At 70.3% G+C, this 18,821-nt stretch carries 20 protein-coding genes; 14 read left to right on the plus strand and 6 right to left on the minus strand.

Annotated features, from left to right (window positions below; all coding sequences use genetic code 11):
* Nucleotides 1-138: 138 nt before the first annotated feature.
* The 4 genes from EDF28_RS17965 to EDF28_RS17980 all read left to right on the plus strand — a co-directional run bounded on the left by EDF28_RS17965 (nt 139) and on the right by EDF28_RS17980 (nt 3,096).
* Nucleotides 139-942 carry an HNH endonuclease family protein gene (locus EDF28_RS17965; RefSeq protein ID WP_185094292.1) on the plus strand — a complete coding sequence of 268 codons (804 nt, stop codon included), beginning with the start codon at nt 139-141 and terminating at the stop codon, nt 940-942.
* Nucleotides 943-1,018: 76 nt separating this feature from the next.
* On the plus strand, nt 1,019-1,684 hold the full coding sequence (locus EDF28_RS17970) for a GPP34 family phosphoprotein (protein WP_185094293.1): 666 nt from the start codon (nt 1,019-1,021) through the stop codon (nt 1,682-1,684).
* A gap of 87 nt (nt 1,685-1,771) precedes the next feature.
* Complete coding sequence (locus EDF28_RS17975) at nt 1,772-2,575, plus strand: SDR family oxidoreductase (protein ID WP_123939273.1); 804 nt, start codon at nt 1,772-1,774, stop codon at nt 2,573-2,575.
* 104 nt (nt 2,576-2,679) lie between these two features.
* Nucleotides 2,680-3,096, plus strand: a complete 417-nt coding sequence (locus EDF28_RS17980; protein WP_185094294.1) for an SseB family protein — start codon at nt 2,680-2,682, stop codon at nt 3,094-3,096.
* 49 nt (nt 3,097-3,145) lie between these two features.
* Here the strand turns inward: EDF28_RS17980 and EDF28_RS17985 are convergent, their stop codons facing one another.
* The 5 genes from EDF28_RS17985 to EDF28_RS18005 all read right to left on the minus strand — a co-directional run bounded on the left by EDF28_RS17985 (nt 3,146) and on the right by EDF28_RS18005 (nt 9,943).
* A complete protein-coding gene (locus EDF28_RS17985) occupies nt 3,146-4,009 on the minus strand; it encodes a nuclease-related domain-containing protein (protein WP_123939275.1) in 864 nt (287 codons plus the stop codon).
* Between the two features lie 206 nt (nt 4,010-4,215).
* A complete protein-coding gene (locus EDF28_RS17990; protein WP_123939276.1) occupies nt 4,216-7,710 on the minus strand; it encodes a TM0106 family RecB-like putative nuclease in 3,495 nt (1,164 codons plus the stop codon).
* 88 nt (nt 7,711-7,798) lie between these two features.
* Nucleotides 7,799-8,299 carry a hypothetical protein gene (locus EDF28_RS17995; protein WP_123939277.1) on the minus strand — a complete coding sequence of 167 codons (501 nt, stop codon included), beginning with the start codon at nt 8,297-8,299 and terminating at the stop codon, nt 7,799-7,801.
* Nucleotides 8,300-8,349: 50 nt separating this feature from the next.
* Nucleotides 8,350-9,261: a hypothetical protein gene (locus EDF28_RS18000; RefSeq protein WP_123939278.1), complete on the minus strand. Its 912-nt coding sequence runs from the start codon at nt 9,259-9,261 to the stop codon at nt 8,350-8,352.
* Nucleotides 9,262-9,718: 457 nt separating this feature from the next.
* Complete coding sequence (locus EDF28_RS18005; RefSeq protein ID WP_165932343.1) at nt 9,719-9,943, minus strand: DUF1653 domain-containing protein; 225 nt, start codon at nt 9,941-9,943, stop codon at nt 9,719-9,721.
* Nucleotides 9,944-9,976: 33 nt separating this feature from the next.
* Between EDF28_RS18005 and EDF28_RS18010 the strand changes: the two genes are divergently transcribed.
* The 4 genes from EDF28_RS18010 to EDF28_RS18025 all read left to right on the plus strand — a co-directional run bounded on the left by EDF28_RS18010 (nt 9,977) and on the right by EDF28_RS18025 (nt 12,625).
* Complete coding sequence (locus tag EDF28_RS18010; protein ID WP_123939279.1) at nt 9,977-10,576, plus strand: TMEM175 family protein; 600 nt, start codon at nt 9,977-9,979, stop codon at nt 10,574-10,576.
* Nucleotides 10,577-10,825: 249 nt separating this feature from the next.
* Nucleotides 10,826-11,578, plus strand: coding sequence for a hypothetical protein (locus EDF28_RS18015; RefSeq protein WP_123939280.1), 753 nt, complete (start codon nt 10,826-10,828; stop codon nt 11,576-11,578).
* Between the two features lie 91 nt (nt 11,579-11,669).
* Nucleotides 11,670-12,149, plus strand: a complete 480-nt coding sequence (locus EDF28_RS18020; RefSeq protein WP_123939281.1) for a co-chaperone YbbN — start codon at nt 11,670-11,672, stop codon at nt 12,147-12,149.
* Nucleotides 12,146-12,625 (plus strand): DUF4395 domain-containing protein, encoded by a 480-nt coding sequence (locus tag EDF28_RS18025; protein WP_123939282.1) that lies wholly within the window; start codon nt 12,146-12,148, stop codon nt 12,623-12,625. Before EDF28_RS18020 ends, EDF28_RS18025 begins: the two co-directional genes overlap by 4 nt.
* Nucleotides 12,626-12,772: 147 nt before the next feature.
* Here EDF28_RS18025 and EDF28_RS18030 read toward each other — a convergent pair whose 3' ends face one another.
* Nucleotides 12,773-13,714, minus strand: coding sequence for an ADP-ribosylglycohydrolase family protein (locus tag EDF28_RS18030; RefSeq protein WP_123939283.1), 942 nt, complete (start codon nt 13,712-13,714; stop codon nt 12,773-12,775).
* A 91-nt stretch (nt 13,715-13,805) separates the two neighbouring features.
* Here EDF28_RS18030 and EDF28_RS18035 point away from each other — a divergent pair, with 91 nt between their 5' ends.
* From EDF28_RS18035 to EDF28_RS18060, 6 genes are all read left to right on the plus strand, one after another.
* Nucleotides 13,806-14,450, plus strand: a complete 645-nt coding sequence (locus EDF28_RS18035) for an NrtR DNA-binding winged helix domain-containing protein (protein ID WP_123939284.1) — start codon at nt 13,806-13,808, stop codon at nt 14,448-14,450.
* Nucleotides 14,451-14,522: 72 nt separating this feature from the next.
* Entirely contained in the window at nt 14,523-15,266 is a 744-nt protein-coding gene (locus EDF28_RS18040) for an ATP-binding cassette domain-containing protein (protein ID WP_260155080.1), read from the plus strand.
* Nucleotides 15,266-16,558 (plus strand): hypothetical protein, encoded by a 1,293-nt coding sequence (locus tag EDF28_RS18045; RefSeq protein ID WP_123939286.1) that lies wholly within the window; start codon nt 15,266-15,268, stop codon nt 16,556-16,558. The genes EDF28_RS18040 and EDF28_RS18045 overlap by 1 nt, the downstream gene beginning before the upstream one ends.
* Nucleotides 16,555-17,160 carry a hypothetical protein gene (locus EDF28_RS18050; protein ID WP_123939287.1) on the plus strand — a complete coding sequence of 202 codons (606 nt, stop codon included), beginning with the start codon at nt 16,555-16,557 and terminating at the stop codon, nt 17,158-17,160. The genes EDF28_RS18045 and EDF28_RS18050 overlap by 4 nt, the downstream gene beginning before the upstream one ends.
* Nucleotides 17,142-17,729, plus strand: coding sequence for a hypothetical protein (locus EDF28_RS18055; RefSeq protein ID WP_123939288.1), 588 nt, complete (start codon nt 17,142-17,144; stop codon nt 17,727-17,729). The genes EDF28_RS18050 and EDF28_RS18055 overlap by 19 nt, the downstream gene beginning before the upstream one ends.
* A 190-nt stretch (nt 17,730-17,919) precedes the next feature.
* Nucleotides 17,920-18,816: a MurR/RpiR family transcriptional regulator gene (locus EDF28_RS18060; RefSeq protein ID WP_123939289.1), complete on the plus strand. Its 897-nt coding sequence runs from the start codon at nt 17,920-17,922 to the stop codon at nt 18,814-18,816.
* The last annotated feature ends 5 nt before the right edge of the window (nt 18,817-18,821 follow it).

Raw genomic sequence — 18,821 nt, forward strand, 5'->3', positions numbered from 1 at the left:
CAGAGCGTGGCGGTCCGCAGCCGTGTCCGAGGTCTCCGGCATGATCGTCGAGGCCACCCCGGCCGGCACAACCGCATCACTGCACCACCGCACCACCGCACCACCGCACCGCCGCCCCACCAGGAGTTCCACGCACCCATGACGTCCCGCCGACGCCGCCGCACCCGCACCCGCATCAGCCTCACCTCCGTCCTCGTCGTCCTGGCCCTCGCGATCGGTGGCTACACCCTCGACGCCACCGGCGTCCTCGGACCGGACGCCGACGCAGCTGCCGGGCCCACGGCGGTCGCCACGGCCACGATCGGCACCGAGAGCGACGCACCGGAGCCGAGCCGGGCCTCCAGTCCGACGGGTCCGACGGATCCGACCGTCAGCACGTCGACCGACGCCGACGCTGCGGACGCCCGCGCGCTCCTCGCCACGCTGCCCGTCAAGGGCAAGGCCGCCGGCACCGGCTACGACCGCACGGGCGAGTTCGGCAGCGCGTGGATCGACGTCGACCACAACGGCTGCGACACCCGGAACGACGTGCTCGCGCGCGACCTCAGCGGCATCGTGCGGCAGGGGCCGTGCAAGGTGATGACCGGCACGCTCGTCTCGCCGTACACCGGGGCGACGATCGACTTCGTGCGCGGCAACACGACCTCGACCCTCGTGCAGATCGACCACGTCGTCGCGCTCGAGAACGCCTGGCGCACCGGTGCCCAGCAGCTCAGTCAGTCGGAGCGGGAGGCCCTGGCGAACGACCCGTCGAACCTGTTCGCCGTCGACGGCCGGTCGAACTCGCAGAAGCGCTCGGGTGACGCCGCGACCTGGCTGCCCGCGAACAAGGCCTTCCGCTGCACCTACATCGAGCACCAGGTGTCCGTGAAGGCCGAGTACCGCCTGTGGGTCGTGCCCGCCGAGCGCGATGCGATGGAGCGGGTGCTCGGCGCTTGCTGACGTCAGGCGGTCTGCCGCCGCTGAGTGTCGACCTGGAGGCCCGGCGCACCTCCGCCCCGCGTGGCAGGCTGCGGACATGGCTGAGCAACTCACAGTTCCGCAAGCGTTCGCGCTCCTCCAGGTCGAACCCGACGGCCGCAAGTCCCTCGACGGGCAGACGCTGGACACCGGTCTCGCGGGAGCCGTCCTCGCCGACCTCGCGCTCCGCGGTGCCGTCTCGCTGCAGAACGGCCTGGTCACCGTCGTCGACGGCGCCGCCACGGGCGACCCGGTGCTCGACGGCGTCGTCGGCTCGATCGCGGCGTCCGGATCGCCGCGCAAGGCGAAGTGGTGGGTGAGCCGGCTCGGGAAGCAGCGGCTCCGCGACGATGTCTTCGCCGGACTCGTCGAGCGAGGGATCATCAGCGTCGAGCAGGGCAAGGTGCTCGGGCTCTTCCCCACCACGAAGCACCCGGAGCGCGACGGAGCCCCGGAGGCACTGCTGCGATCCGGCATCGCGGACGTCCTGGCTCGGCGGGCGACCCCGACACCGTTCTCCGCTGCGGTCATCGGGCTGCTCGACGCGACGAACACGCTCCGCAAGCAGTTCGGCGCCGTCGACAAGGGACTGGTGAAGGAGATCACCTCGGGCACCTGGGCGAGCCCTGCGGTGAAGGCCGTGCTCGAGGAGATCCAGGCCGCGGCGATGATCGTCATCATGGCGGCGACCACCGCGACGACGACCACGGTCATCACGAGCTGAGGTCGGCAGGCAATCCCTGACCAGCCTGCAAAACGACAGGTGTAGCCTAAAGGGAATTCATCGTCGAAGACCTCAGGAGGCCTCCCCATGCCCGAAACCAGCACCAGCACGTCCCGCTTCGCCGGCCGCGTCGTCCTCATCACCGGCGGCGGCTCCGGCCTCGGACGTGCAACCGCCGTCCGCCTGGCCACCGAGGGCGCTGCGCTCTCCCTCGTCGACGTCTCCGAGCAGGGTCTCGAGGCCTCGAAGGCCGCCGTCCTCGAGGCCACCCCCGACGCCCAGGTCCTGACCACCGTCGCCGACGTCTCCGACGAGGCCCAGGTCGACGCCTACGTCGCAGCCACCACCGAGCGCTTCAGCCGCATCGACGGCTTCTTCAACAACGCCGGCATCGAGGGCAAGCAGAACCCCACCGAGTCGTTCACCGCCGCCGAGTTCGACAAGGTCGTGTCGATCAACCTGCGCGGCGTGTTCCTCGGGCTCGAGAAGGTCCTCAAGGTCATGCGTGAGCAGGGCTCCGGCATGGTCGTGAACACCGCGAGCGTCGGCGGCATCCGCGGCATCGGCAACCAGTCCGGGTACGCCGCCGCCAAGCACGGCGTCGTCGGCCTGACCCGCAACTCCGCCGTCGAGTACGGCCGTTACGGCATCCGCATCAACGCCATCGCGCCCGGAGCCATCTGGACGCCCATGGTCGAGAACTCGATGAAGCAGCTCGACGCGGAGAACCCCCGCAAAGCCGCCGAGGAGTTCATCCAGGTCAACCCGGCGAAGCGCTACGGCGAAGCCCCCGAGATCGCCGCCGTCGTCGCGTTCCTGCTGTCCGACGACGCGTCCTACGTCAACGCGACGGTCGTCCCGATCGACGGCGGGCAGTCGGCCGCGTACTGAGCCGCACCGGTCCGACGCCCGGCGCACCTCCTCGTGCGCCGGGTGACGACCTGGAGGCGCGGCTCGGCCCCGGCGTGTCCGTCCAGCGTGACAGCATGGTTGGCGTGAGCAACGACGAGACGAACGGATCCGCCTTCGGCCGAGGCGTCGACAAGGCCCCGCCCACCGCGGCCGCCGAACTCCGCCGCCGGATGGCCGCCTCGCCGGCGGGCTTCCTGCGCAGCGCGGCGTGGGTGCCGTGGAAGCCGGCGGGCGGTCCGGAGGCCGGCAGCGTCGCCCACGTCATGATCCGTGACAAGCCGTTCGTGCCCGTCTTCACCGACCCGGACGAACTCGCCGCTGGCCTGCCCGACGCCGAGGGGCGTCCGGTTCCGATGTCCGAGCTCGTGGCCGCGCTGCCCGAGGAGTTCGGCATCGTGGTCGACCCGACGAGTGCCGAGGCGGCGAACTTCCTGCACGCCGACGTCCTCGCCCAGATGCGGGTGCAGATGCAGGGTGGCGTCCCGACCAGCGACGACTGACTCGAACGGTTGTACCAGTCGAGTACGCCGGGCAGGTCCGCCGCTGCTCTCAGCTGCTCGCGGTCAGGGCGGCACCGGCGATCGCCCACCAGTAGCCCAGCAACGCTCCTGCCGGGACTGCAAGTACGGCGACCGCGACGGCGCGACGCATCATCCGCTTCCGCCGCGCCGCCAGGCCGATCTCCCGCTCGAGCCGTTCGAACCGCTGGACGTGGCGAAGGGTGTCGTTCACCACGACAGCCTCGACGTGCCAGGTTCCGCGTTCCTCGGCCAGCATCGACAGGAACCGGGCGGCTTCGTCGGAGTGGACTCGCGGCAGATCCCTGATCCAGGCGCCGATCTGACGGGGCTCGACCGTCACGACGGCCGGTGCGGTCTTCCCGAACTGCAGCGTTCCCGCTGCGATGACCAGGATTGGCTGGACCGGGATCGGTCCGCCGGCCGCCGCGGACAACAGGCGAGTCGCTCGTTCGCCTTCGGCGAGAGCGCGGTGCACGTGCGGGGTGCGTTGCCCGTTGACCATCAGGGTTCGGCCACCCGCCCAGACCTTCTGCCCCGAATGGTTCTTGGTGTTGATCGAGAACACGCCGGTGGGTCCGACGACGACGTGGTCGATGTCCGTCGTGCTCTTCCCGACCGGTACCGCGTGCAGCACCGTGAACTCGGAGCCGAGCGCATCGAGCTGGGCAGCGACCTGCCGTTCTCCCACAGCGCCCTTGAACCACGAGCGGGCTTCGTCACGAAGCGGGTCGTGCCCCCAGAAGCGCTGCCAGCCGGTTCGCGCCGGCCCCTCGGCCTGGATGGCCAGGCACTCCTGCATGACCGCGTACCCGGGCTTCCGCGCTCGGAGCGTCAGCGCGGCCCCGCCCCTCGGAGTCGGGCGGTGGTCGGCGACAGCGGTGTTCTCCCCCATGTGTCCACCGTCCCAGGACGACAGGTGTCGGGACCAGCCCTCGTTCTGGCGTCACAGCCGCGGCGGTGCGGCTCGGCGCTCTGGCACGCTGACGGTTCTGGTTCACGATCGCCGGACTTCCTGAACCAGGACCGTCACTCGCCTGGCAGCACGCCGGGCTCCGCCACCGAGCGGCGGCAGAGCGGCCCGCGCGGCCGGCGCGGTCGTCAGCGAGCGGGCTGGACGAGCTCGATGAAGCGGGACAGCAGCGACAGGCCGGCGATCGACGGCGGGAGCCCCGTGGTGAGCGCCGGCGAGTGCGCGAGGTACGCCGCCCACTTCGCCCGCGAGATCGCCACGTTCAGCCGGTTCGGCATGAGCAGGAAGTCCAGCCCGCGCGGGATGTCGGCTGCACTCGACGCCGCCAGGGACACGATCGACACCACGGCCTCGCGGCCCTGGAACAGGTCGACCGTGCCGACCTGGGTACCGGTGAAGCCAGCACGGTCGAGCTCCTGACGGATCAGGGCACCCTGCGCGTTGTACGGGGCGACGACGATGACGTCCTCGTCGGTCAGGGCGCGAGCGTCCGAGCCGTCGGTCCAGGTCCGCCCGACGACATCGCCGACGAGGGCCACCACGCGAGCGGCTTCCTCCGGTGACGAGGTCGTGTTGCCCGCGTGCACGACCGGCTCGGGGTGCACGCCCGCGTCGATGCCGTCGAGGTGCCGACCGGACACCATCGACGCGAGCTGCCCGTCGTAGGACAACGCCGACACGGACGCGGTGAGCGCCGGCTCCATGCGGCGGGTGCGGGCCAGGAAGTAGCCGAACTCCGGCGGCAGGACGTGCTCGCCGTCCGCCAGCCAGCCCAGCGCGGACTCGTCGACGGGCTCCGGGTGGGAGCCCTGGGACACCTGCGGGAGCTGCTGCGGGTCCCCGAGCAGCAGGAGTCGGGTCGCGGCGATCGAGGACGCGATGGTCGGCGCGAGCGAGAACTGCCCGGCCTCGTCGACGACGAGCAGGTCGAGGGAGCGGCGCTCGATCGTCGACGCGTTCGCGAACGTCCACGCGGTCCCGCCGACCACGCCGCCGGTGCCCGATGCCTCGCACGACGACAGGAACGCGGCGACGGCAGCACCGTTCTTCACGGGCGTCCACGCGGCGGCGTCGAGTTCGTCCTCGGTCGCACCGGACTTCGGCACCTTCACGACCCGGTCCGCGGGCACGCCGGCGTTCACCACCGAGGACAGGAAGTTCTCCGATGTCGCATGGGACTGCCCGACGACGCCGACGCGCCAGCCGTACTCGCGGACGAGCCGTGCGACGACGTTCGACCCGACGTAGGTCTTGCCCGTGCCGGGAGGCCCCTGGATCGCCAGGTACGAGCGGTCGAGGCCGAGCAGCGTCGCCACCACGGCGGACACCGTGTCGTCACCCTGCACGGGCACGATCGCTCCGCGCGGCGGCACCCGGCGCAGCAGGTCGAAGGCCGGGTCCGACACCATCGAGGGCAGCTCGTCGAGGACCTGCTGCCCCCACTCGGCGATCGCCTCGGGCTGCGGCTTCGCGCGGGGCGGTGCCGACGGTGCGAGCGCGACCGGGAACTCGTGGTGCGGCTCCGCTCCGACGGGCAGCCCCTCCTTCACGAGCACCTCGACGGCGTCACCGTTGTCCCACACGTCCGCGATCACGGCGCGGGATGACGCGCCCTTCGACCCGGGGCCCGGAGACACGACCGACGGCGGGAGCGGGTCGTCGTAGACGAGGTGGGGCGTGCCTCCCGGCCGGAGCCGCGAACCGGGCGCGAGCGTCCCCGACAACCGGAGTTCTCGCGACTGCGAGCGGGCACGCGGCAGCGTGTCCCAGTCCCGCTCGACGGACGCGCGCTCGACGACGAGGACGTCGCGGGTGTCGGCCCAGTCGTCGACCGGGTTGCGCAGGCGGTCGAAGTGGTCCTGCCAGAAGGTCTTCGCCTCGCGCCGGTGGTAGTCGATCGCGGCTGCGGCGAGCGCCAGCGCGGTCTCGTCGGGCGTGCGGTCGAGGGCGTCGACGTCCTCCAGGTACGACGCGAGCGCGACGTAGACCGGGTTCGGTTCGCGCTCGACGGGGATCGGCGGAACGTCGAGTTCGAGTGCCGGATCCGCTGCGTCCGGGTCGTCGGTGCGCAGCGACCGGAGCCAATCGCGCAGGCGCAGGGTCGAGCGGCAGTCGTAGGCGTTGTAGTCGGCGACCTCGTCGAGCATGTGCTGGCCGGCGGCGGGGTCGCCGTTGCGGAGTTCCTCGATCGCGTCGACGTAGGCGGTGATGCTGTCAGCGGCGTTCGTGACGTCGCTCTCGCGCAGGTCGTCGCCCATGTACAGCGGCTCGAGCTTCTTGATCGAGTAGCTGTGGCTGCCGACGACCAGGGCCTTGCGGACGATCGGGTACAGGTCGACCAGGACGCCAGCGCGCAGCAGGTCGTCGACGGACTCTTCACCGACCCCGTGCCGGGCGGCGAGCGAGAGCAGGTGCGTCCGCTCGTAGGCGGCGTAGTGGTAGATGTGCATGCCCGGGTACTGCTGCCGCCGGGCCTCGATGAACGCGAGGAACTGCTCCAGCGCAACTCGCTCGTCGCGGATCGTGTGCGCCCAGAACGCGGTGAACTCCGCGCGGTCGTCGACCAGGCCGAACAGGTAGTCGAGACCCCAGTGCACGCCGTCCTCGGTGTGCAGCGGGTCGCCCTCGAAGTCGAAGAACACGTCGCCGGCGTCCGGTGCCGGGATCGCGTCGAGCGCGCGAGCATCGAGGACCTCGAAGCGCGGCTTGACGGGTTGGTCCGGCCCGTCGGCGCCCTTCCGTCGGGCGTCTTCCGACTCGATCTGGAGGCTCGCCTGCCGCACCAGCCGATCCTGCGTCGCGCGGGACAAGCCCGGCACTGCCCGGGTGCGGACCGCCAGGTCGTCGATCGTCCGCACCTCGTGCTTGATGAGCTTCGCCCGCTGGTCGAGGCGCATGCCCGCGACGAGCACGAGGTCGCGGTGCTCGGCCACCTGGGTCGAGCAGACGGCACACCGGCCGCAGCTGGAGTAGCGCGGGTCGCCCCACTGCAGTTCGGCGTCGGCAGTGATCCGCTCGGCGATCACCCGCTGCAGTTCGGCGCGCTGCGTGCGGTACACCGGCGCGATGTCGGCGAGGTCGTGCGTGGTCGTCGTCCGGTCGCCGAGCACCAGGTGCACCTGCGCGCCGGTGGGGATGCCGTGTGCCTGCATCTGCTCGGCGTAGGCGGCGAGCTGCAACAGGGCGCTGATCTTGGCATGCCGGGCGAGCTTGGTGTCGTAGACCTCGTACTCGCCCTGGTCGTTGCGGATGATGAAGTCCGCGAAGCCGATGAAACCCGGGCTGTCCGTCGTGGGCGCCGCGTGGAACGTCGGCTGGTACAGGACGTCGGCGCCGTCGGCGAAGGCCTGTCGCGCTTCGGCTGCGGCGCGTGCGTAGTCCGGCGGGGCGGGGCGGTCGAACTCGACGACGTTCCGCGTGTCCTTGAGGATGTCGAGGTAGTCGAGCTCGTGCTGGTCCCCCAAGCGGGCGGTGCGCTCGAGCATGTCGTCGTGCGACTCCGGCAGGGGTTTCCCGCGACCGAGCTTGACGTCGAGTCGGCGCAGGAACGCCCATTCGCAGGCCGACCACGTGCTGAGGTCACTCGGGCTGAGCAGCACGTGCCCGTCGACGCCGATCTGCATGCGCTCCCCCTTGCTCTCTGGTGCCCTGCGAGCCTAGGGCCGCCCGCCGACACCGGCGCCGCGCGCGGTCAGACGGCAGCGGCCGGCGTCAGCGCACCTCCGCGGAGTCCCAAAGGCGGCGCGCCAGCCGACCGGCCTCAAGGACGGCAGGCCAAGCGACCACGGCGAGCAGACAGCCGTCCGTGACGGCGCGCGTCAGCGGAACGAGCAGCAACGGCACCTGCGTCCAACTCGCGAGCATCCAGCAGCCCGCGGCGATCCCGATGATGCACCCGAGACGCCGCAGTGCCGTGGAACCGGCCCGACGGGCGATCACCACGCCGATGGCGAGCGCGAGGACCGGCCCGAGCATGTGCGCAACCGACACCGACCAGTACACGGCCATTGGTTCCACATCGACAGCCATGCGACCAACCACCTGAACAGCCAGGGCACCGAGCGTCCAACACACGAGCCGGTCTCCACGCCAGCTGAGCACGCCCCCGATCAGCAGCAGCACGATGCTCGCACCCGCCAACACGGCGGACGAGCTGGCCATCGGACTCTCGAAGAAGATGCGGGTGAAGTCATCGGCTGCCTGGATCGTCACTCCGAAAGCCCCGAGCGCCCCGGCGCTTCGTCCGATCGACACAACGCGCATCAGTCCTCCGCTCCGGACCGGAACAGGTCGTCGTGCCGTGACATGGCTGTTCGACACACCTGTTTCCACGCGGGGCCGCGCTCGGACAGCATCGATGGCCATCGCGCCTCGTCGTCCTCCGCACGGAGGAGCGCGAGATCACGCTGGTCCAACGACGCTCGCACGGCTTCGCCGACGCCAGAGAACGCCCGGTCGTAGTACGCACCGTCCGTCTCCGTCACCCGCTCACCGCGGATCGCACGGACGGCCTCGTCGAACGTGTACTGGGAGCAGTTGGTCAGGAACTCCTGCTGCGCCGTCGGGGCAGGGGCGGATGTCGACGACGACCGCACCTCGGGATCCTCGCGAGGCGGATCGACCTGGGAGATCAGATCGCGCGGTCCGACGACGAACCAGTTCACGCCGCGCCGGGCTCCGCGTCCGTCCACGAGAGCGTCAGCCCATGACGGGAGGATCTGGTCGACGGACCGGCTGCTGCCGTACACACGAACGGAGACCGTGTCGGCCGCGTCCACGCAGTCGTAGCCACGCATCGAGTCCCAGAACGTCAAGTCGTCCTGGTAGTCGTCCCGGTCCTCACAGGGGAGCCCCGCAATGAGCACATCGGCAAGACGCTGCTGCGAAACGGTCTCGATGATCCGGGCGCTTTCCGTCGCCGGGCGAACAGTCGTGGTGGTCCGGGGCGTTCGGGTCGTCGTCGAGTCGGGAGCACCGCACCCGGTCGCGACGACCGCGACGGCGCAAGCGCCCACCCAGATGAGCGAGCGCCTGCGCCGACGTGTCGCGATCAGCCCCACTGCACGCCCGCGACGCCCGAAGCAGTCATTCCCCGGATCTGCTTCGATGCCGCAACGTTGCCCCAGTTGATGACCACGCCACGGCGACCGGTCCCGCATCCCGACGCGGTCCACGTCGTCTGCGCACGAGCGTTGAAGCCCTTGCTCCACACGCAGACCCCGACCCGGCCTCGGTCGCGGTACCAGCTGTACGTGACCTTCGTCTTCGTGCTCGACCCGATGATGCTGCACCCCGACACGGACGTGAGCATCTTCGGGATCGCCGCGAACGCGCGGTCATGGCAGGGATTCTTCCGGCTGATCGAGTTCCCATCCTCGTCGACCCGGGTCGCGTTCGCGGGGTCGAAAGTCGGGTCGACGACCACGTTGTCGGGAACGGCCGACGATGGGTCAGGTTCGGCCGCGACCGCAGGGCCAGCTGCCAGCAACGGTGAGACCACCGCGGCGACCGCGGCGACAACCAGCATTTGCTTCATGGTGTGCTGCACTGCACACCCCCCTCTCAGTCAGACAACCGCTCTGGTTGCCACTGCAAGGTATATCAATGTGCTGACTGATATGACAAATCTGACTAGTCTGCTCTCCGTGCCGGCACGAACCGCGGGCCGTCGTACCCGTCGCGGGTCACGTGCGCCGTGAAGTCAGCGAGCGAGCGGACCCAGTGCCCCCGCTCGCCGTACAGCGCCTGGTAGACGACCACCGGTTCCTCGGTCTCGACGTCACGGGCGACGAGCAGCACCTCGTAGTCGTTGCCCTTGAAGTGGCGGTACCGGCCAGGAGTCACGTCGTCGCTCACACCCGCGACCCTAAGCGCTCCTACACTCGGGCCATGACCGAGCACGCTCGAACGGACCGCGGCCTCGACCGACTCGTCAACTTCTCGGACGCCACGGTCGCCATCGCAATTACGCTCCTGATCCTGCCGCTGGTCGACATCGCGAGCGAGATGTCCTCGGGCGAGAGCGCCGGCGACCTCCTCCGGGAGCACTGGCCCGCCCTGCTCGAGTTCCTCATCACGTTCTGGTTGATCTCGCGGTTCTGGATCCTCCACCACCAGGTCTTCGAGCACGTCCGCTCCTACAACGCCCGGGTCATGCAGCTGAACTTCGTCTGGCTCATCAGCATCGTGTTCCTGCCCTTCGCCGCGAACCTGCTCAACAGCGGCGAGAACGACGACCGCGTGGCGCACGCCCTCTACCTCGGCAGCATGGTCGTGACGAGCTTGGCCCTCACCGGCATCGAACTCGTGCTCCGACGGAACCCCGAGTTGCTCGCCACACCGCTGGGCGACTCGGCGCGAGGGCTCATCGCCGCGGGCCTGCTGTCGCTCGCCCTGATCCTGTCGGTGGTGTTCCCGAGCATCGGCCTGCTCTGGGCGCTGCTGTTGCTGTTGCAGGGCACCGTCGCCCGGCTGCTCCGACGGGTGTGAGCACGGTGCGTTCCGGTTCGGCTGTGTGCGGCCGCACTGCGGCACCCCGTTCGAGCGTGTGCCGCGTTCCGACCAGCCCCGCCGATCGGTGGCATGTTGCCTCGAACAGTACGTCTGTTCAAGCAAAGCAGAGGTCGGTCCGGGCGAGACCCGAACCAAGACCAAAGACCACGGCCCGAGCGGTGGGACCATGACCGCGCGATCTGCTTGACTGAGCAGCACGGGGAACGAGCACCACGGGGGAACGACATGACCGCACTGAGCACTCGCGAGCGGGACCGTCGCGCACAGCGCGTCTTCTTCGTCGTCATGGCGGTCGTCATGGCGGGCGCGGACGTCTGGCTGCACTTCCACGCCGGCGTCATCCACCCCTCGGCATTCTGGGTCCCCACGGTCGTCGGACTCGTGTACGGCGCCGTGGTGTGGCCGCTCAGTCTGCGTCAGGAATCGAGGTGGTGGCCGAACCTGGTCGGGGCGGGGTTCCTCGGTGGCTTCCTCGTCCTCATCGCGACGAAGACGTTCTCGCCGTACGCCTGGTTCCTCGCGGTCGTGATCGGGACGTTGCTGTTCCAGGCCGCCCTCCCGCCGAAACGACCCGCAGCGCGGGTCGCCGCCAGGCTCCCCCTGACCGACGTGCGACCGTGGACCGGCTCGGGAGTCACGGCCACGGCCGTCGAGCACCCCTTCGGCAAGAGTCGGACGAAGCCGGCCGTCGCCCTCACCACGCAGGACGGGGCCACCGCGTTGCTGGTGATGGAGCTCGCCTCGTTCTTCGACGGTGAAGCGGCGATCGCGGAATCGGCGAACGGCGAACAGCTGACCTTCCTCACCAGGAAGGGCGTCGCGGCGAAGTCGTCCATCCTCGACGACGCGACGCCGGGGATGGCCGACGGCACGCTGTTCCTGCACTCGGCGAAGGACGAGTCGCGGCCTTCCGCGGTCTTCAGCGAAGACGACGCCGCCGCGTTCGAGCAGTGGGTCCGCACGCTCCCCGAGGACTGAGCCCGCGCCGAGCCCGGCGCGACGCGCACACCTCGGCGTCACATCCGTTCACGTTCGACAGCAGTTCGTCGGCCGGGCGTACGGTCTCCGTGTGACCGTCGGAACCGCAGTGGCCGTGCTCGTGGGGGTCCTTGCGCTCGCGACGGGCCTCGGTCTCCTGCTCCGCCACCGGACCGGTCGAGCCCGATCGGCGGGCACCGCCGCGTCGACGAGGCCGGACGCAGACGGCCTCGCACTCGACACCGACTACGGCACCGCCGCCACGTTCGTCCAGTTCTCCACGCCGACCTGTGCGCGGTGCCCGGCCACCCGGCGTCAGCTCGCCGTCGTCACTGACCAGCACGAGGGCGTTCGCCGCATCGAGGTTGACCTGGCCGAACATCCCGAGCTCGCCCGGCGTTTCGACGTGATGCAGACGCCGACGGTCCTGCTGCTCGACGCCGACCGCTCGGTCCACACCCGCTTCGGAGGCCCACCCCGCCCACCGGAGCTCGTCGCAGCCCTCGACGCCGTCCTGACCACCGGCAGCACAGGCACCTCAGGAACCACCGGCACCCAGGAGTCCCGATGACCACCACGACCGACACCGACCGCGGCATCGACCCCCGCTCCCCGCGCTTCGGCGCCGCGATCACCACGGTCCTGCTCGCCCTGACGATCGTCCTGACGCTGATCCCCGCAACCTGGGTCGTCGGCATCGTCCTGCTCGCCGTCATCGTGGCGCTCTTCGCAGTCGGCGGCATCGCCGGCATCCGCCGCCACCCGTACGGCGCACTCTTCCGTCGCTTCGTCCGACCACGACTCACCCCGCCCGCTGAGCTCGAGGCGCCCGAACCGCCGACCTTCGCCCAGCAAGTCGGCCTGTTCGTCACCGCCGTGGCGCTGCTCCTCGCCCTGCTCGGCGTGCCCTACGCAGCCCCGATCGGCGCCGCCGTCGCTCTGATCGCCGCGTTCCTCAACGCCGTGTTCGACGTCTGCATCGGCTGCCTGCTCTACGTGTGGCTGGTCCGCGCGGGCGTCTTCCGTCCGCGACGCGGCATCGCCTGACGGCGGTCGACCGGGAGGCCCGGCTCACCTCCGCCCCGCCACCCGCGCTGCCGACATGGTCGCCTCCAGAGCGGCGGGCCGGCCCCACGAGAACGACCAGCCCGACGGCGGAGGCTCCCCCCACGGCAGCCTCCGACGCCGGCCCGGTCAGACGGCGAGCGCCTGCTCACTGAGCGCGACGAGGTCGTCGGCGCGCAGGTTCGGCCAGCCGTGCAGCAGCTCCCGCCACTGGGCCGGCAACGACGACGCCCCGTACAGCGCACCCGCAAGGCCACCGGCGATCGCAGCGACCGTGTCGGTGTCGTTGCCGGTGCGGACTGCGCGGACCAAGGCGTCCTCGAGCGAGGAACTCTGACGCACCGCGGCGTAGGCGGCCTGCAGCGCGGACACCACCCACCCGTTCGACTCCGTGAAGTCCACCGGCTGCGAGTGCTCGGCCGTGACGATCCGGTCCATCCACACTCGGCGCCGGTCGAGGTCGAGCAGGTCGACGCCACGCAGGAGGTCGAGCTCGCCGGTCAGCACCGCGTGCCGGATCGCCACGCACCAGAGCACGCACGCGTCCCCCGCGTCGGACTCGTAATGCGTCAGGTCGCTGATCGCGCGAGCCGCCGAGGCGAGCCGTTCCTCCTCGCCGACGTCGCCGTGCAGGAATGCAAGCACCAGCGGTGCGGTCCGCATGAGCGATCCGTTGCCGGCGGAGCGGCCCTTGAACTCGTGCTCCTGGCGGGCCGCAGCCCGCGCGACGGAGGCGATCCGTGCCTCCAGACCGGTCAACACGTTGCGCGTCTGGATGCCGACGTCGGGCGCGTTGACCGACCACGCTGCCCAGGCGGCCACCAGGCCGTCGAGGGCTGGCTCCGACGCTGGGTCGCCGCCGCGGGCGACCGTGCGGAGGATCGGAACGGCCATGCTCGTGTCGTCAGTCCACTCCCCCGGCGCCCAGCCGAAGGAGCCGCCGCCGGTCATCGTGATCGGGGTCGGCTCGGGCACTGCCGGTCGGAACTCGTACCCGGCGCCGAGGGCGTCGCCGGCGGCGGAGCCGAGGACGGCACCGACTGCTCGGTCGTGGATCTGCGGGGTGGTCATGTGGACCTCCGGATCGGGTTTGCGCGAGATTGCGTAAAACCGATCCTGCACCACTCGTTACGTTTGCGCAAGTGTGCGTAAACTCACCGGCATGACCGACGAGTACCGCGACGCGAGCGGCCGACGCCTGACGGACTACCCGCGACCCTCCGTCGCCGTGGACACCGCCGTGCTGACCGTCCCCGCGGGCGGACCCCTGTCCGTCGTGCAGGTCCGCGATGCCACCGAGGGCGACTGGCGACTGCCGGGGACGTTCGTGCACGAGGGTGAGCGGCTGGCTTCGGCCGTCTTGCGGTCACTCTCCACGAAGGCGGGCGTGACGGGGCTCGCACCACAGCAACTCCACGTGTTCGACGATCCGGCGCGGGACGACCGTGGGTGGGTGCTGTCGGTGGCGCACCTCGACGTGGTGCCGGCTCGTGCTCTCGACCTGGACGAGCCCCAGGTCCGACTCACGCCGGTGTTCGAGGCGCGCGGGATGGTGCACGGGCACGACGACATCCTCGAGTTCGCGGTCGCTCGGCTCCGGTCCGTCTACAGCGCTGCCCCGGATCCGCACGGGCTGCTCGACGAACCGTTCACGATGTCGGAGTTGCGGCAGCTGCACGAGGCGGTCCTCGGCGAGCGCCTCCTGCCGGACTCGTTCCGGCGAGCGATGCTGCCGAAGCTGGTCGCAACGGACACGAAGCGTGCGGACGGGCCGGGGAAGCCGGCGACGCGGTACCGGCGGGGGTGACGGCACGGTCGATCACAAGGGGCCCGCCCTGATGTACGTTGAAACATCAGTTTCATGCGTCAGGGGGATTCTTTGGCCGTACAGATCGATGAGCTCGCGTTCGGGTACCGACGAGACCACCAGGTCTTCCCGTCCCTGTCGGCGGTGTTCCCGAACGGGGCCAGCGTCCTCCTCGGACCGAACGGCGCCGGCAAGTCGACACTCCTGGGGCTCATCGCCGACACGCTCCGACCACAGGCCGGCACGATCCGCGTCGACGGACTGGGCAGTCCGGGAGACCGTGGGAACCGGCGGCGGTACCGCCGCGGGGTCGCGTGGCTCCCACAGCGGAGCGGTGCCTTCCCCGGGCTCACCGCTCGGGAGCACGTCGCCTACTGCGGCTGGTTGAAGGGCCTCTCGCGCAGTGATGCCTGGGACGGCTCCGCGGCAGCGCTCACGGCAGTCGATCTCGCCGCACGGGCCGATGTGCGGGCCACGACCCTGTCGGGCGGGCAGATCCGCCGTCTCGGCGTCGCCGGCGCGCTCGTCTCAGGAGCGCAGTGGATCCTGCTCGATGAACCCACGGCCGGACTGGACCCGGCACAACGGGCACGCTTCGCGCAGGTCATCCAGAACCTGCCGAGCGAGGTCTCCGTGATCGTCTCGACCCACCAGACCGAGGACGTCGCTGCGACGTACGACCACGTGACCGTGCTCGTGGACGGACACGTCCCGTTCTCCGGTTCCGTCGACGCCTTCACGGAACCGTTCGAGGGGCTCTCTCCCGCTGACGCGATCACCGCGTCGTACGCGCGCTTCACGAACGAGGACGACTGATGCGCCCGATCATCCCGTGGCGCAGTCGCGCAGCAGTGTGGCTCTTCGTGCCCGGGCTGCTCGGAGTGGTCGCGTACAGCGTGCAGTTCTCGTCCGAGACATCCGTTGCCGGGTACTGGCCTGCTGCGATCGCCGGCTCCGCGATCTACCTGGTCTTCTCGTGCGGCGTCGCTGCCACTGCTGGCGCCTGGGAAGGACGGCGGTGCCGGTCCAACGCATCTGCGATCCAGAGCAGCAGCAGATCGAGTGCAGCACTCCTCGCCCATCACCTGTGGACGCCGCTCGCCGCCGGCGTCCTGCTCCAGGCCGGCGCCGTCGTGCTCATGAGCCACGACACCTGGGGTGCTCCAGGTGCCCCGTCGCCGCTCGTCGGCCTGGCGTTCGCGAGCATCCTGTTCTTCCACACGTGCGTCGGGTTCGCCATCGGTCGCTGGCTGCCGCCGGTCGCGTCGCTGCCACTCAGCCTGCTCGCGTCGTACAGCTGGCTCGGCTTCTCGTGGGCCGTCGACTACTTCCCGCTGCGCTACCTCGCCGGTCTCGTCATGGCCGACTGCTGCTCGGTCGAGACGTCACTCGATCTGCGAGCGCCGATCATCGCGACCGTGTTCAGCGCCTTCGCGGGACTCAGCCTGCTGCTCATCGCGGCTGCGCGGCGCACGAGTGGCGATCGACTCCATCGGTTCGGCGTCCAGATCGGCGCAGCCTCGTTCGCGGTCGTCACGGTGATCGCGCTCGTGTCCGGTTCGGGCCTCGGAGCCGCGCCGATCACCGAGCGCCCGCAGTCGCAGTCGGTCTGCAGCGGCGAGCAGCCAACGATCTGCTTGTTCCCGGAGCAGCGCGCCGACGGCGACTCGGAGGCCGTGATCCGGAAGGCCGCCGAGAACCTCAGCCGGTCCGGCCTCACGATCCAGCCGACGATCCGGGCAAGCAACGCGGCCTCGTCTCCGGACGACCTGAACATGATCGTGCAGGTGCGGATGACGGACGCCGACCTGGTGCACAGCCTCACCACCTCGGTCCTGGGCGACGCAGAGGTCGCGTACTGCGAGTCCGAACCAGAGGACACCGAGCGACTCAACGACGCCGCAGTCGCGAACCGCTGGCTCATCGACGTGGCTGTCCGCGGGATCGTCGATGCGGATCGCGTGGAACCCGCGCTCGAGATGGACGACCACTCGTCGCTACGAGAACTGCGGAATGCCCCGGCGTCGGCGCAGGCAGCGTGGGTCACCGCGACGATCCACCGCCTGACCGACTGCTCGATCGGCCACATCGCAGTGCCGGCCGCATGATCTGGTGGTTGCGTGTGCACCGCACGGTGGCGCTCCTCGCGCTCACGATCGCACTCACGACGCTCTCGATCGGCCTCGGACCGATCGGCATGCTGTTCCCGTCGTTCGGCGGCGGCGCACCCTTCGCGATGATCCCCGTCGCAGCGGCCGGTCCGCTGGTGCTCGCGATCGCGGCCGGTGCATCGATCAGTCGCGCACCGTTCCCCGCTCCGACCCGACGGACCGACCTGCTCGAGCTGAGCACCGTCCTCGTGGTGATCGGACTGGTGTGCGCGATCGGTACCGTCGGCCTCGCCCTTGGTACCGACCCCGCTGTCTCGCTCGCCACCATCCGGAACACCATCGCGTTCTGTGCGCTTGCAGTGGCCAGCCGTGCGGTGCTCGGTGATCGCTACCAGTCCGTGCCGGGCGTCCTGTACTTGCTCGTCGCAGGGCTGTTCGGACGCGGAACGCCGGATCGCCCTGCCGTCTGGGCCGGCATCGTCACCACGAACACCGAGCTCACCTACTGGCTGTTCGTCGCACCGATCGTCATCGTCGCGGCCGTCGTCACCGTCGGGCGATCCGCTCGTAGGGTGGGGGCATGGGGGAACTCGAACTGACGGCACGGCGCGCCTGGCGACGGACGACCCTGCTCGCACTGATCGGAGCCGTCGTCGGCGCCGTCATCGGCTGGTCGCTGGCCACGACCGAGTCGGGCGCCGTCGCAGTCCTCACCGTCGTCGGCTTCGGCGCATCCGTCGGAGGTCTGACCGGTACCTTCTCGATCCTCGCCACGACCATCGGGATGTCGACCGCGATGCAGGCCACCACGGCGGGGCTCTCCCCCGCAGGCAAGCGCATGGTGACGCAGGCGATCAAGACCGGCAGCCCGATCCAGCCACCCGAGTCCGACCTCGCCCTCCGGGCACGCGAGCATGCACGGCTGCTCTCCACCTACCAGCCGCTCGCCCTCGCGCAGTTCCTCCTGCTCTACCTCGGCATCGCTGGCGCCCAGTTCCCGATGCTCGCTGACGAGGACGTCTCCGGCTCGGCGTTCCCCCGGTTCCTCTGCGCAGCACTGCTCATCACCGCACTGATCATGACGCCGATCCTGCTGCGAGCGGTTCGTCGGTCGCGGCGGTACCTGCGGGCGGCGACCGTCGTGGCATCCCCGGCCCCGCAAGCCTGACGAGCGCGACCGACCGGGTTCGCGTCCGCCGCTCATCGAGTGAGCAGAAAACGTCGAGTCCACTGCAGCGACTCGACGTTTTCTGCTCACTGAACGCGCGAGCCCCGCCACTCGGCCACCCCACCCACCCGTAACACGCAATTTACTTTCACCCCTGGCGCTCGCGCACGAAAGACGCTTTCATAGCGGGATGACGATCACCGAGCGAGCCGACCGGGTCGAGCGCGCCGACGCCTTCGCCCTCGTCCGCACCCAGTCGGCCACGATGCCGTCGAGCATGCGCGCCATTGCCGACGCCGTCCTCGAGGACCCGGCAGCCGCAGCCACCACGAACGCCGCCGAGCTCGCCGGCCGCGCGGGTGTCTCCCCCGCCACCGTCTCCCGCTTCGCCCAGCACCTGGGCTTCGCGAACTTCGCCGGCCTGCAGCGCAGCATGACCCGGGCCGTGGAGCGCGGCATCCACGAGCGGGAGCACACCGAGATCCACGCCGGTGTCGCCGTCGACGACGACGTCGCCACCGTCATCGCGAAGGTCACCGAGGACGTCCGCGCCGTGATGGCCGACACCCGCGCAGCGCTCGACCCGCACGCCCTCGACGAATCAGCACGAAAACTCGCCAGTGCCCGCCGCGTCGTCCTGTACGGCGTCGGCGCGAGCGGCATCGTCGCGCGGGACCTGCACCTCAAGCTCGAACGCATCGGCATCGTGAGCTCGATCGCCGACGACCCGCACAACGCCCTGACCCTCGCGAGCGTCATCGGTGAGCACGACGTCCTGGTGCTCGTCAGCCACTCGGGCTCCACCACCGAGACGCTCGAGGTCGCCCACGCCGCCGCAGCCCAGCGCTCGACGATCGTCGCCATCACCGGCCACGCCAACGCCCCGCTCGCCACCGCGGCCCACCACGTCCTGCTCGGCGTCGCCGGTGCCGAGAGTGCCCTCCGCCCCGCCGCCATGGGCAGCCGCATGAGCCAACTCGCCATCGTCGACGCCCTCTTCATCGTCGTCGCGCAGCGCACCGACGAGCGGTCCCAGCCGCTCCTCGCCCGCAGCCGCGACGCCGTCCGCACCCACCACCGGAACTGAGCACC

This window comes from Curtobacterium sp. PhB137 (assembly GCF_003814955.1).
Taxonomy (GTDB): Bacteria; Actinomycetota; Actinomycetes; order Actinomycetales; family Microbacteriaceae; genus Curtobacterium.